The sequence below is a fragment of the Enterobacter sp. MALB-1 genome (assembly GCF_041021625.1).
Classification (GTDB): domain Bacteria; phylum Pseudomonadota; class Gammaproteobacteria; order Enterobacterales; family Enterobacteriaceae; genus Enterobacter; species Enterobacter oligotrophicus.
On the sequence record NZ_JBDPJL010000001.1, the window covers coordinates 492,796 to 506,357 of the forward strand.

General features: G+C 53.5%; 13 protein-coding genes. 2 read left to right on the plus strand and 11 right to left on the minus strand.

All coding sequences use genetic code 11. The features are described 5' to 3' along the window. Positions 1 to 11: 11 nt before the first annotated feature. The 11 genes from dusB to ABGB15_RS02435 form a co-directional block, all read right to left on the minus strand. Positions 12 to 977: a tRNA dihydrouridine synthase DusB gene (gene dusB / locus ABGB15_RS02385; RefSeq protein WP_152082470.1), complete on the minus strand. Its 966-nt coding sequence runs from the start codon at positions 975 to 977 to the stop codon at positions 12 to 14. A 329-nt stretch (positions 978 to 1,306) separates the two neighbouring features. Further along, complete coding sequence (locus ABGB15_RS02390; RefSeq protein WP_152082469.1) at positions 1,307 to 2,047, minus strand: carbonic anhydrase; 741 nt, start codon at positions 2,045 to 2,047, stop codon at positions 1,307 to 1,309. A 137-nt stretch (positions 2,048 to 2,184) separates the two neighbouring features. Next, positions 2,185 to 3,066 carry a 50S ribosomal protein L11 methyltransferase gene (prmA, locus tag ABGB15_RS02395; protein ID WP_215722416.1) on the minus strand — a complete coding sequence of 294 codons (882 nt, stop codon included), beginning with the start codon at positions 3,064 to 3,066 and terminating at the stop codon, positions 2,185 to 2,187. A gap of 11 nt (positions 3,067 to 3,077) precedes the next feature. After that, a complete protein-coding gene (panF, locus tag ABGB15_RS02400) occupies positions 3,078 to 4,529 on the minus strand; it encodes a sodium/pantothenate symporter (protein WP_215722509.1) in 1,452 nt (483 codons plus the stop codon). Next, the gene (locus ABGB15_RS02405; protein ID WP_152082467.1) at positions 4,519 to 4,761 is read right to left on the minus strand and encodes a YhdT family protein; all 243 of its coding nucleotides are present in this window, start codon (positions 4,759 to 4,761) and stop codon (positions 4,519 to 4,521) included. The genes panF and ABGB15_RS02405 overlap by 11 nt, the downstream gene beginning before the upstream one ends. Before the next feature lie 108 nt (positions 4,762 to 4,869). Continuing rightward, positions 4,870 to 6,219, minus strand: a complete 1,350-nt coding sequence (gene accC / locus ABGB15_RS02410; RefSeq protein ID WP_003860388.1) for an acetyl-CoA carboxylase biotin carboxylase subunit — start codon at positions 6,217 to 6,219, stop codon at positions 4,870 to 4,872. A 10-nt stretch (positions 6,220 to 6,229) separates the two neighbouring features. Beyond that, complete coding sequence (accB, locus tag ABGB15_RS02415) at positions 6,230 to 6,691, minus strand: acetyl-CoA carboxylase biotin carboxyl carrier protein (protein WP_010436174.1); 462 nt, start codon at positions 6,689 to 6,691, stop codon at positions 6,230 to 6,232. 21 nt (positions 6,692 to 6,712) lie between these two features. Then, positions 6,713 to 7,165, minus strand: a complete 453-nt coding sequence (gene aroQ, locus ABGB15_RS02420) for a type II 3-dehydroquinate dehydratase (protein WP_025756653.1) — start codon at positions 7,163 to 7,165, stop codon at positions 6,713 to 6,715. 234 nt (positions 7,166 to 7,399) lie between these two features. After that, positions 7,400 to 7,999: a protein-methionine-sulfoxide reductase heme-binding subunit MsrQ gene (gene msrQ, locus ABGB15_RS02425; RefSeq protein ID WP_215722417.1), complete on the minus strand. Its 600-nt coding sequence runs from the start codon at positions 7,997 to 7,999 to the stop codon at positions 7,400 to 7,402. Beyond that, positions 8,000 to 9,001 carry a protein-methionine-sulfoxide reductase catalytic subunit MsrP gene (gene msrP, locus ABGB15_RS02430; RefSeq protein ID WP_215722418.1) on the minus strand — a complete coding sequence of 334 codons (1,002 nt, stop codon included), beginning with the start codon at positions 8,999 to 9,001 and terminating at the stop codon, positions 8,000 to 8,002. Positions 9,002 to 9,078: 77 nt separating this feature from the next. Further along, a complete protein-coding gene (locus tag ABGB15_RS02435) occupies positions 9,079 to 10,053 on the minus strand; it encodes an MDR family oxidoreductase (protein ID WP_215722419.1) in 975 nt (324 codons plus the stop codon). A 182-nt stretch (positions 10,054 to 10,235) separates the two neighbouring features. Here ABGB15_RS02435 and csrD point away from each other — a divergent pair, with 182 nt between their 5' ends. Continuing rightward, positions 10,236 to 12,176: an RNase E specificity factor CsrD gene (gene csrD / locus ABGB15_RS02440; RefSeq protein ID WP_215722420.1), complete on the plus strand. Its 1,941-nt coding sequence runs from the start codon at positions 10,236 to 10,238 to the stop codon at positions 12,174 to 12,176. 280 nt (positions 12,177 to 12,456) lie between these two features. Then, positions 12,457 to 13,500 carry a rod shape-determining protein MreB gene (mreB, locus tag ABGB15_RS02445; protein ID WP_000913396.1) on the plus strand — a complete coding sequence of 348 codons (1,044 nt, stop codon included), beginning with the start codon at positions 12,457 to 12,459 and terminating at the stop codon, positions 13,498 to 13,500. The last annotated feature ends 62 nt before the right edge of the window (positions 13,501 to 13,562 follow it).

A 13,562-nucleotide genomic window follows, 5' to 3' on the forward strand; every position in this document is an offset into this window, starting at 1 on the left:
TCTTTATTTCATTACGCAAAATTTTCGAAGTATGCCTCCAACGCCTCCAGCTGTTCGCTGGCATCCTCTATGGCGTTGAATGTGCGCCGAAACTGGTCATTTGGAGCGTGCTCCTGGAGATACCAGGAGACGTGTTTACGCGCAATTCGGTACCCTTTTGCCTGACCATAAAAGTCATGCAATTCCCGAACATGCGAACAAAGCAAGCGCTTGACCTCTGCCAGAGGCAGTGGAGCAAGCAGCTCCCCAGTGTCCAGATAATGCTGGATTTCCCGAAAGATCCAGGGTCTTCCCTGAGCTGCACGTCCTATCATCAGAGCATCAGCTCCCGTATAGTCGAGCACAGCTCTGGCTTTAAGCGGGTCAGTAATGTCGCCATTCGCGATAACCGGAATGGAAACTTTCTGCTTAACTGCCCGAATGCTGTCGTATTCAGCTTCACCATTAAACAAACAGGCGCGAGTGCGTCCGTGTATGGTCAGGGCCTGAATGCCACAGTCTTCAGCCAGTTGGGCAATCTCTACACAGTTACGGTGTTCCGGCGACCAACCCGTGCGAATCTTCAACGTAACAGGAACGTCCACTGCGCTGACAACCGCCGTCAGGATAGATTGCACCTGGTCGGGGTATTGCAGAAGGGCTGAACCTGCAAGTTTGCGATTCACCTTTTTGGCCGGGCAACCCATATTAATATCAATAATCTGGGCACCACTTTCCACGTTAATACGCGCGGCGTCTGCCATCTCTTCAGGCACGCTTCCGGCAATTTGCACGGTGCGAATACCTGGCTCATCAATGTGCACCATCCGAAGGCGGGACTTGTCGCTTTCCCATACCTGCGGGTTAGACGACATCATCTCGGAAACGGTTAACCCTGCTCCCATCTCGTAGCACAGCGTCCTGAACGGCCGGTCGGTAATACCTGCCATTGGGGCTGCGATCAGGCGATTTCTGAGCTGGTGGTGTCCGATGCGCATGAGTTAAGAAATGACCATACTGTGACTGCAAGGCGGCGTATATTACGCATTTTTTGCATGAGATGAAAGGCCAAACTTTGAACAATCCTCTGTTGTAGATCAAGGAATCGCCGCTCTGCCTTTTCAGTGAAAATTATTCATTAGTTAAATCATTAAGTTATGCTTTGGCGATTATTTTATGGGCGCTTACAATTTCCCGTAACTTCTCATCATTTCTGAAAAAATGAATCACTTGATCGGCATAATCTGCTGCTTTAAGCAGCAGATTAGCCCCCATCTTTGAGATCTGGCTCGCATTTCAGAACATGATCTCAGCGCAAAAATGCGCTTTATTCAACGACCAGACGACCGTGTAGCGACTGTACCGGGCGGTTATTATCGTGGTGCATCGTATGGGTGAATTTTTCGAGTTGTTCTGCAGAGACGCTCATCGGCTCCTTAAGGACAATCCAGGTCACGCCTTCAGAACACGGTGGCGTGGTCAGAGAACCGCTAAAGCGCCAGAAGGTTTTTGTCTCCGGCAGTAGTTTATTCAGATCCAGATTTGGCGTGATAGTGACATTCTGATCAACCTTTCCAGGCATGACACCCCACAGCTTTTCCAGCTCAGAATTTGCCGCTCCTTTATCGAACATCACGGCGACAACCACCAGTTCCCCACTGGCATTTTTATGCACCAGGTGCATCTCCATCGCGAACTTTTTACCATGTACCGTATTTTCGCTCGGGGCATGGAAATGGAACTGCTGTAAGGTCCAGGTCTGGTTATCGAGGGTGATACTGTCGCGCGTATCCGCTTTTTCGCCTGCCTGGATGGTATGGCCGTTATTTGTCAGGGTAATCGGGCCATCGCTATAGTGTGTTTGCAGTGGCGTTAAATGGGCTTTAGCGGTCGAATCGATGTTAATTGGTGATTGATTCATTCCACTGAGACAGGTCTTGTATGCATCATCCAGTTCGCTCCAGTGTTCAGGCGCGCCTTCGCCTTCGTAGCTCCAGTGTGATGCGTAAGCTGAAGCTGAAATCATGCTCAGTGCCAGCAGTGCTGCCTTGCCAATATAGTGATTCATAACATTCTTCCTGTGAATTTTATTATCCAAATCAATGATTATCATTATGATTTGAGGGGGTATTTTAGCGAAGAACGTCAGAGGGCGGGAGGAATATCAGAAAGGGAAAGGCGTGGTCAGATGACCACGCCAAATGCTTATTTTTTACGGCCGGTAATGCGGCACCACTCTTCTTTCTCAACCACGGGGTCGAGCATAAAGAGATCGGCGTAGGCTTCACAAACGCTGTCAGCCTGGCTTGCCAGGATGCCAGAAAGACCGAGCAGACCGCCCTCAACGGGCAGCACGCTGATTAACGGTGCCAGCTCGCGTAATGGGCCTGCCAGAATGTTTGCGACCACCACATCGGCTTTCATCGCCTCTGGCTGTGCATCGGGCAGATACAATTCCAGACGGTCGGATACGCCATTACGCTCGGCGTTATCGCGGCTGGCCTGAATCGCCTGCGGATCAATGTCGATCCCGATAGCTTTTGCTGCACCCAGTTTCAGTGCCGCGATGGCGAGAATACCGGAGCCGCAACCAAAGTCGATCACCGTCTTACCTTGCAGATCCAGACTATCCAGCCACTGCAGGCACAGTGAGGTGGTTGGATGTGTACCTGTACCAAACGCCAGACCCGGATCGAGCATCACGTTCACTGCGCTTTCATCGGGAACGTCGCGCCAGCTCGGGCAGATCCACAGACGTTTGCCGAACTGCATCGGGTGGAAGTTATCCATCCACTCGCGTTCCCAGTCTTTGTCTTCCAGCTGTTCGATTTTATGAACAAAACCCACGCCAAGCTGGGGATGGCTCTCAAGGATCGCGACAACGTCTTTCATGTCGGTTTCGGCATCGAACAGGCCGATAACGTCGGTATCACCCCACAGGCGCGTTTCGCCCGGCAGCGGCTCAAAGACCGGCGTGTCATGCGTGTCCTGGAAGGTGATCGAGACCGCACCGGCCTCCATCAGCGCATCACTCAGCTCTTCGGCGTTAGCGCCGGTTGTGTTCAGTTTTAGTTGGATCCACGGCATGGCAAAACTCTTTATTTATCAGTAGAAATCACGGCGGGCTGCGGAACGGGCTGACCGAAACGGTTTCCCACCACAAACGCCAGTAAGCTAATCAGTAATGAAGGCACAATCGGATGGAAGCCCAGATACTGAATATTAAATGTTGCGAGAACGGCATACAGCACACCGCCAACAATCATGCCGCTTAACGCGCCTGCTGCATTAGCCCGCTCCCAGTAAAGACCCAATACCAGCGGCCACAGGAAGACGGCTTCCAGGCCGCCGAAGGCGAGCAGGTTCAGCCAGATGATCATCTCCGGTGGACGCCAGGCGGCTAACAGCAGCAATGCTCCTAACACCAGAGTAATGACGGCCGACATACGCTTCAGGCGTCGTTCATTCGCCACCTGCTCAGGACGCAGGTTCAGATAGAGATCTTTAATGATCGTAGCGGAACTTTGCAGTAGCTGAGCGTTGATTGTCGACATAATGGCGGCCATTGGCGCGGCGAGGAAAATCCCCGCGGCGAATGGCGGCAATACTTTTACCATAAGGGTAGGTATGACCAGATCCGGCACGGTGAGATCGGGGATCACCGCGCGCCCTAATGCGCCGGCAAGGTGCATGCCAAACATCAGGATCGCGACAACAATCGTGCCGATAATGATACCTCTGTGTACGGCTTTACTGTCTTTATACGAGATACACCGCACGGCGGTATGCGGCAGGCCAATCACGCCAAAGCACACCAGTACCCAGAACGAGGTCATAAATGTCGGGGAAAGGATGTCATCCGCACCCTGCGGAGAGACCAGTTTCGGGTCGATGGCTTCGAGGGTTTCAACGGCATGACTCAGGCCACCCGCAGCGTGAACAATGCCCACCAGCAGAACAATCGTGCCGATGAGCATGACCATTCCCTGCATCGTATCGTTCAGCACGCTGGCCCGGAAGCCGCCAAACGCGGTATAGAGCGCGATACTCACGCCGAAGATGAGCAGCCCCGTTTCGTAAGGAATACCCGCCGCCGTTTCCAGCAGGCGTGCCCCGCCGATAAACTGCACCGTCATCGCACCCACAAAGGCCACCAGCAGACTCAGGCTCGCCAGCCACACCAGTAAGCGGCTCTGGTAGCGTGCAAACAGCATATCGTTCAGCGTCACGGCATTATAACGGCGAGCCAGGATGGCAAACTTTTTGCCCAGGACGCCCAGAGAGAGCCAGACGGCAGGAAGCTGGATCATGGCCAGCAGTACCCAGCCTAGCCCGTATTTATAGGCTGCGCCGGGGCCGCCTATAAACGAGCTGGCGCTGATATAAGTGGCAGTGAGCGTCATGGCCAGTACGACGCCGCCCATCGAACGGCTACCGAGGAAATACTCATTCAGGAAGGTGCCGGTCGCCCTTTTACGCATGGCATAAACAGACAAACCAAACACGACCAGCAGGTAAGCGATAAGCGGCAGAATAACTTCAGGCTGCATCATCGTCCTCCAGTGGAATATCGCGGTAGATGAATTTCACCATCGCCCAGCACAGCAGGATAAATACCAGCGGCACCAGCAGGCAGGCCATTTCAAACCAGTGTGGCAGGCCGGTAATCCCGATGGTTGAATCAGGTAAGTAAGCAGTTACTAACCATGCGGCAAGATAGAAAAGGGTCAGCCACAGCGCCCAGCGCGCTTCTTTATGGGCCTGAACAAAACGCTTGTCCATTTGTTGTCCCTTGTGGATGAAGAAAGCGGGGATTGTACATGATGGGGCTTTACGATCCCCAGAAATAAAAAAGGCCGGATAATCCGGCCTTTTCGCATTAATGCTTTCTTACTTCTCGTTCAGACCGAGTTTTTTCTCCAGATAGTGGATGTTGGTTCCACCATTCTGGAAGTGCTCGTCGCTCATGATACGCATCTGCAGATCAACGTTGGTTTTGATACCGTCGATGATCAGCTCCTGCAGGGCATTTTTCATGCGGGCAATCGCCACGTCACGGTTTTCGCCGTAGCAGATAAGTTTACCGATCATTGAATCATAGTACGGCGGTACGGTGTAACCGGCGTAAATATGAGACTCCCAGCGCACACCAAAGCCGCCCGGCGCGTGGAAACGCGTGATTTTACCCGGACTTGGCAGGAAGGTATTCGGGTCTTCGGCGTTAATACGGCACTCTACCGCATGGCCTTTCACCACAACTTCTTCCTGTTTGATGGACAGTGGCTGACCGGCAGCGATACGCAGCTGTTCTTTGATCAGGTCAACGCCGGTGATCATTTCGGTAACCGGATGTTCAACCTGAATACGGGTGTTCATCTCAATGAAGTAGAACTCGCCGTTTTCGAACAGGAACTCGAAAGTACCCGCCCCGCGATAGCCGATATCGACACACGCTTTGGCGCAACGCTCGCCGATGTAGCGACGCAGTTCAGGCGTAATGCCCGGTGCTGGCGCTTCTTCGACCACTTTCTGGTGACGACGCTGCATGGAGCAGTCACGTTCAGCCAGATAAATCGCATTACCCTGACCGTCAGCCAGCACCTGAATTTCGATGTGGCGTGGGTTTTCCAGGTATTTTTCCATGTACACCATGTCATTGCTGAAAGCCGCTTTCGCTTCCGCTTTGGTCATGGAGATGGACTGCGCCAGTTCAGCATCGCTGCGCACAACGCGCATACCGCGACCGCCGCCGCCGCCAGACGCCTTGATGATCACCGGGTAGCCAATGCGTTTCGCATGAGCACGGTTAGCATCCATGTCGTCGGTCAGAGGGCCGTCGGAGCCGGGAACGGTTGGCACACCGGCTTTCTTCATCGCGGTGATAGCAGACACTTTGTCGCCCATCAGGCGGATGGTGTCAGCTTTCGGGCCGATGAAGATAAAGCCAGAGCGTTCAACCTGCTCGGCAAAGTTGGCGTTCTCAGAGAGGAAACCATAACCCGGATGAATAGCCACCGCGCCGGTGATTTCAGCGGCGCTGATGATTGCCGGGATATTCAGATAGCTTTTTACGGACGGAGCCGGGCCAATACAGACCGTCTCATCCGCCAGCAATACGTGTTTTAAATCGCGATCCGCGCTTGAGTGCACAGCGACGGTCTTGATGCCCAGTTCTTTACAGGCACGAAGAATACGCAGTGCAATCTCGCCGCGGTTAGCGATGACAATTTTATCCAGCATGTTCGCCTCGTTACTCGATGACGACCAGCGGCTCGTCAAATTCTACCGGCTGACCACTTTCGACCAGAATCGCTTTCACAGTACCTGATTTGTCTGCTTCGATTTGGTTCATCATTTTCATGGCTTCAACGATGCACAGGGTATCGCCTACGTTGACTTTCTGACCCACTTCGATGAACGCTTTCGCGTCCGGGCTCGGGGTGCGGTAGAAAGTACCAACCATTGGGGAACGTACGATGTGACCACTGATTTCTGCAGCTGCTGCAGGTGCGGCTTCTGCTGCTGGCGCAACGGCTGCGGAAAGCGCAGGCTGCTGCACTGGCGCAGCATAGGCTTGCTGCATTACCGGGAAGCTAGCGGCTGGGGCTGCACGGCTGATGCGTACAGACTCTTCGCCTTCAGAAATTTCCAGTTCGGAGATGCCTGATTCTTCAACCAGCTCGATCAGTTTTTTAATCTTACGAATATCCATGAGTGGGTTCCGTACTCTTGTTTAGTGTGATTGTGACAAGCGTTTGACCGCTGTCTGTAAAGCGTATGAATAACCGTCTGCACCCAGACCACAGATCACGCCAGCGGCGATATCCGACAAATAGGAATGGTGGCGGAACGGCTCTCGGGCGTGCACGTTACTCAGGTGGATCTCGATAAACGGGATACTCACCGCAAGCAGTGCGTCGCGGATAGCAACACTGGTGTGCGTAAACGCGGCCGGATTGATCAGGATATAGTCCACATTGTCTTTAGCCTGATGAATACGGTCGATGAGTGCGTACTCCGCGTTAGACTGAAAATGGTCCAAATCCACATTGAGCGAAGCGGCTTCCGTACCCAGACGGTTAACAATTTCACTCAATGTCAGCGTGCCATACTTCTCTGGCTCACGGGTGCCGAGCATGTTCAGGTTCGGTCCGTTCAAAACTAAGATCTGGAATTTATCAGCCATTGTGCCGCTATCTCCTGCGATTCTCCGGTAAAAAACAAAATATACCTTCGATGCGCGATTGTCACCTTTTCAGAGGCCTGAAACCCCTGTCAGGAAAACCAAAGTCGCACATTATAACGATTTCGTAGCATTTGGCAGCTAAATACTGGTCTTATCAGGGAAGATTATCAACCGCTATCAGAAAAAGATTCACGGTTGATAAGTTTTCTGCGGGAAAACGCACAGTTTCGCGAACTATCGCAACCACTGGCGGAACTTCTTGTAACGCCATGCTAAAAGCGCCAATGCCAGCAGCGCATAGAGGATGGGCTGAGGGGATAAAATCTTCACCGACCACAGGTAATGAATGGGGGCGAGGATCGCGGCAAGATAGACGAAATTGTGCAGCAATTGCCAGCGCCTGCCCAGTTTTCGCTGCGCATACTGGGTAGACGTTAGCGCCAGCGCCAGTAAAATCATCCAGCTCACAATACCCAGCGTCAGATACGGGCGCGTCACCAGCTCACTACCCAGCAGTGTCAGGTTGTTAATCCCAAGCTCAAGCAACGCATAGCTGGTGAGGTGAAGCGTCGCCCAGGCAAAACACCATAGCCCCAACAGCCGACGGGTGCGTATCAATAATGGCTGTTTAGCGTAGCGCGCGAGCGGGGAAACCAACAAGGTCGCCAGTAAAAATTTCAGAGCCATCCTACCCGTAAAGTGTTGAATATCTTTTGCCGGGTCGGCGCTAAACGCACCGTGACTGGCTGCCCAAAACAGCCAGATAAAAGGAAGCAAACCGGCTAAGTGAAGCAGCACTTTCAGCCAGGTTATCTGCTTTGCCGTTAAACGCACTCAGAAGTTCTCCCGTAAATTAAGCCCGCGATACAGCGACGCCACTTCATCCGCATAGCCATTAAACAGCAGCGTTGGCTGACGCTTAACATCCAGCGCGCCGCCAGAACCGATAAACCGTTCAGTGGCCTGTGACCAGCGGGGATGATCCACATGCGGATTCACATTGGCAAAAAAGCCGTATTCGTCTGGCGCGGCCAGATTCCAGGTGGTTGGCGGGCGTTCGCGGGTGAGCTTAATACTGACAATAGATTTGATCCCTTTGAAACCATATTTCCACGGCACGGTTAAACGGACAGGTGCACCGTTTTGCGGCGGCAGTGCTTTACCGTAAACACCCACGGTCAGCAGCGTAAGCGGATGCAGCGCCTCATCGAGCCGTAATCCCTCGACATAAGGATACTCAAGCCCGCCGCCGATGAACCGGTCCTTCTGGCCAGGCATCTCGTCCGGGGCGTAGCGCGTCTGGAAGGCGACATATTTCGCATTGCCGGTGGGCTCAACCATCGCCAGCAGTTTATGCAGCGGGAACCCGACCCAGGGCACCACCATCGACCAGGCTTCCACACAGCGCATGCGATAAATACGCTCTTCGAGCGGGAAACGGGTGGTGAGATCGTGGTGGTCCAGCGTCAGCGGCTTTGCCACTTCGCCATCGATTTTTAACGTCCACGGGTCGGTTTTCATGCTGCCCGCGTTGGCAGCAGGATCGGCCTTATCCAGACCAAATTCGTAGAAATTGTTATAGCCGGTAACTTTATCTTCCGGCGTCAGCGTCAGTTTATTTTGCCACTCAGCAGGCTTCGTAAAGGTGAGCGGGGCACCGGAGGGCGCTTTCGGGCGATCGTTGCCTTTAAACCAGTCAAGCAAATCAGCATGCGCTGCCGGGGAAAGCGTTAGCGCGGTCGCGCTGATACCCAGCATTTTCAGGATCTGGCGGCGCTGTAACATAAAGACAGATTCGGACGTAACGTCGGCTTCCGTCAGTTTTCGGGTTTTCATGGCTTCCTCCGTCATGCGTTTTTCTAAGCATGACGGAGGAGAAGGGTTAGCGCGAATATGTCACGAAAATTTGAAGTTTAGGCGATTTTCACCAGCGCGCGGCCCTGGAACTGATTGTCCATGATCTTGCTGGCATATTCCGGTGCCTGGCTCAGGGTAATCTCGGTTGCGCTCTGGTCATAGAATGACGCCGGAAGATCGCGTACCAGGCGCTCCCAGGCCTCTGCACGACGGGCTGCTGGCGTCATAACAGAATCCACCCCTTGCAGGCGCACGTTACGCAGAATAAATGGCATCACCGTGGTTGGCAGGGCGAATCCTCCCGCCAGACCGCAGGCCGCCACACAGCCGCCGTAATTCATCTGCGCCAGCACCTTCGCCAGCACTTTGTCACCCACGGTATCTACCGCGCCAGCCCAGACCTGTTTCTCCAGTGGACGGGTTTCGGCAAACTCGTCACGGCTCAGAATTCGGCTTGCACCGAGTTGGCGTAGATAGTCATGTGTACTTTCGCGGCCAGAAACGGCAGTAACCTGATAACCCAGCTTATGCAGTAACGTCACTGCCGTGCTGCCGACGCCACCGCTGGCACCGGTCACGACAATCTCACCTGACTCAGGACGAATACCGGCATCTTCCAGTGCCATCACGCACAGCATGGCGGTAAAGCCTGCAGTACCGATGATCATTGCTTTACGGCCATCCAGACCCTTCGGCATCGGCACCAGCCAGTCGCCTTTCACGCGCGCCTGAGAGGCCAGACCGCCCCAGTGATTCTCACCCACGCCCCAGCCCGTAAGCAGCACCTGTTGCCCCGCGTGGAAACGGGGATCTTCGCTCGTATGTACGCGACCCGCGAAGTCGATTCCCGGCACTATGGGGAAATTTCGGATGATTTTACCTTTGCCCGTAATGGCCAGTGCATCCTTATAGTTAAGGCTGGACCAGTCAATGTCGACCGTAACGTCGCCTTCAGGCAGTCGGCTCTCCTCAATGGCTTGCACCGAGGCAAGCGTTTTGCCGTCCTGCTGTTCTAAGATCAAAGCCTGCATACCGGGTCCTCACTGCTCAGATGATTGGAAAATAATTTCTGAAGACTATACTCGCTCAATGAAACGCGATGCCGATTTAACGCAATAAATTGCCAGATACACCAGGTTTGGTAGTATGCCGCATCTGAAATGCAAGTTAGCGCTTACTTGCTACCCCATCAACCCACGGAGTAATCTCAAGGATGCGATTAACGACGAAATTCTCAGCTTTCATCACCTTGCTGACGGGGCTGACTATCTTTGTGACCCTGGTGGGCTGCTCCCTGAGCTTCTATAACGCCATTCAGGATAAGCTGGTCAATCGGGTACAGTCTGTTGCATCGGTCATCGATACTCGCCTGATTACTACCTCATTCCCGGTGCTGTCACGTGAGCTTGATGAACTGATGGTGCCAGTGGATATTGTCCGCATCGACATTCATCAGGGGAAAAGCACCGTTTTTAGCCATACCCGTCAGGGGAGCTATCGCCCGGCCGGGACGGTCAATCAGTACAAGGAAGTGACGATCCATTCGCTTAAACATCCGGGCATGGCTGTTCGCATCGTCTACCTGGACCCGATGGCCAATTACTTCCACTCGTTGTTGACCACCGCACCGCTGACCCTCTCCGTCGCCTTTATTGTGCTGCTGATTTTCCTCGCGGTACGTTGGCTGCGTCGTCAGCTCTCCGGCCAGGAACTTCTGGAAACCCGTTCAGTGCGGATACTGAACGGTGAACGTGGCCCGCAGGTGCGCGGTTCGGTATATGAATGGCCATCACGCACCAGCAGCGCGCTGGATGTGTTGCTCTCGGAAATTCAGTTTGCCAGCGATCAGCGTAGCCGTATGGACACGCTGATCCGTTCCTACGCCGCGCAGGATAACAAAACGGGGCTGAACAACCGTCTTTTCTTTGATAATCAACTGGCGACATTGCTGGATGACTCTGAGAAGGTCGGCACCCATGGAGTGGTGATGATGATTCGCCTGCCTGATTTTGACCTTCTGCGCGACACCTGGGGGCGACGCGTTGCGGAAGAGAATCTCTTTACGCTAATCAACCTGCTGTCGACCTTTATTATGCGCTATCCTGGCTCACTGCTGGCGCGATATCACCGCAGCGACTACGCCGTGTTGCTTCCCCATCGCACTCTGAAAGAGTCCGAAAGTATTGCCAGCCAGTTGCTGAAAGCCGTCGATGCATTGCCACAAAGCAAAATGCTCGACAGGGACGACATGGTGCATATGGGGATCTGTGCCTGGCGCGGCGGGCAGTCGACAGAGCAGGTGATGGAGCATGCCGAAGCCGCGACCCGAAATGCCGTGCTGCAGGGAGCAAATGGCTGGGCGGTTTACGATGATTCGCTGCCGGAAAAAGGACGCGGTAACGTGCGCTGGCGAACGTTGATTGAGCAAATGCTGAGTCGCGGCGGGCCGCGTATTTACCAAAAACCCGCGGTCATGAAAAATGGACATGTCCATCATCGGGAACTGCTGTGTCGTATTTTTGACGGTACGGAAGAGGTTATTTCTGCAGAATATCTGCCGATGGTGCTGCAATTTGGGCTTTCAGAAGAGTATGACCGCCAGCAAATTACCCGGCTGATCCCATTCTTATCGTTCTGGCCGGAAGAAAAACTGGCGTTACAGGTGACCGTTGAGTCATTGATTCGCCCGCGTTTTCAGCGCTGGTTACGTGATATTTTAATGCAATGCGAAAAATCGCAACGCAAACGCATTATTTTTGAACTTGCAGAGGCAGATGTTGGTCAACACATCAGCCGGTTACGTCCGGTGGTGCGTTTAATCAATGCGCTCGGGGCTCGTGTGGCGGTAACGCAGGCGGGGCTGACGCTGGTGAGCACCAGTTGGATCAAGGAGCTGGATGTGGAATTACTGAAGTTGCATCCAGGGCTGGTAAGGAATATTGAAAAACGCACGGAAAACCAGCTGCTGGTTCAGAGCCTGGTTGAAGCGTGTATGGGAACGCAAACGCAAGTATTTGCCACAGGCGTGCGCGCCAGAGGCGAATGGCAGATGTTGACAGAGCGTGGTGTGACGGGTGGTCAGGGGGATTTTTTTGCTGCCTCTCAGCCGCTTGACACCAATGTGAAAAAATATTTGCAAAGATACTCTGTTTGACCTGCCGTTTAATTTGTTTTCACGTAGAATATCGCGCCTGTAGCTTTGAGTATGACGAGCAAAAAGCCAGTGAACGACCTTTAACGGGTTACAAATGAAAGTGAGGACGCTACTGTTTACTCAGCCCTGAGGGATTCAGGGGATGAATTTGTAACAAAGGAAACGTACTGCACTAATTTTCACCGTCGCAGACGATTTTTGCGCCTTGTCGCTGCTGCGTGTGGTTGGTAAAGTAAGCGGATTTTGTTTTCCGCCCCAGCTTTCAGGATTATCCCTTAGTATGTTGAAAAAATTTCGTGGCATGTTTTCCAATGACCTGTCCATTGACCTGGGTACCGCGAATACCCTTATCTATGTAAAAGGACAAGGCATCGTATTGAATGAGCCTTCCGTTGTGGCCATTCGTCAGGATCGTGCTGGCTCGCCGAAAAGCGTGGCCGCAGTAGGTCATGACGCGAAGCAGATGCTGGGCCGTACCCCAGGCAACATCGCCGCGATCCGCCCAATGAAAGACGGCGTTATTGCTGACTTCTTCGTGACTGAAAAAATGCTTCAGCACTTCATCAAGCAGGTTCACAGCAACAGCTTCATGCGTCCAAGCCCGCGCGTTCTGGTGTGTGTGCCGGTTGGCGCAACCCAGGTTGAACGTCGCGCAATCCGTGAATCCGCGCAGGGTGCAGGTGCTCGTGAAGTGTTCCTGATTGAAGAGCCAATGGCGGCGGCAATCGGTGCGGGTCTGCCTGTGTCTGAAGCGACCGGTTCGATGGTGGTGGATATCGGTGGCGGTACTACTGAAGTGGCCGTTATCTCCCTGAACGGCGTGGTGTACTCCTCGTCCGTGCGTATTGGTGGTGACCGTTTCGACGAAGCCATCATTAACTACGTTCGTCGTAACTACGGTTCTCTGATCGGTGAAGCGACAGCAGAGCGTATCAAGCACGAAATCGGTTCTGCTTACCCAGGCGACGAAGTTCGTGAAATCGAAGTGCGTGGCCGTAACCTGGCTGAAGGTGTTCCACGCGGCTTTACCCTGAACTCCAACGAAATTCTGGAAGCGCTGCAAGAGCCGCTGACCGGTATCGTGAGCGCGGTAATGGTAGCGCTGGAGCAGTGCCCACCAGAACTGGCATCCGATATCTCCGAGCGCGGTATGGTTCTGACCGGTGGTGGTGCGCTGCTGCGTAACCTCGACCGCCTGTTAATGGAAGAGACAGGTATTCCTGTCGTAGTTGCAGAAGATCCACTGACTTGCGTCGCCCGTGGTGGTGGCAAGGCGCTGGAAATGATCGACATGCACGGCGGCGACTTGTTTAGCGAAGAGTAGTCGGGTGTGAAAGGGTAGCAATTTGCTACCCTTTCTCTCTGACGCGAGAATACGCATAGCCT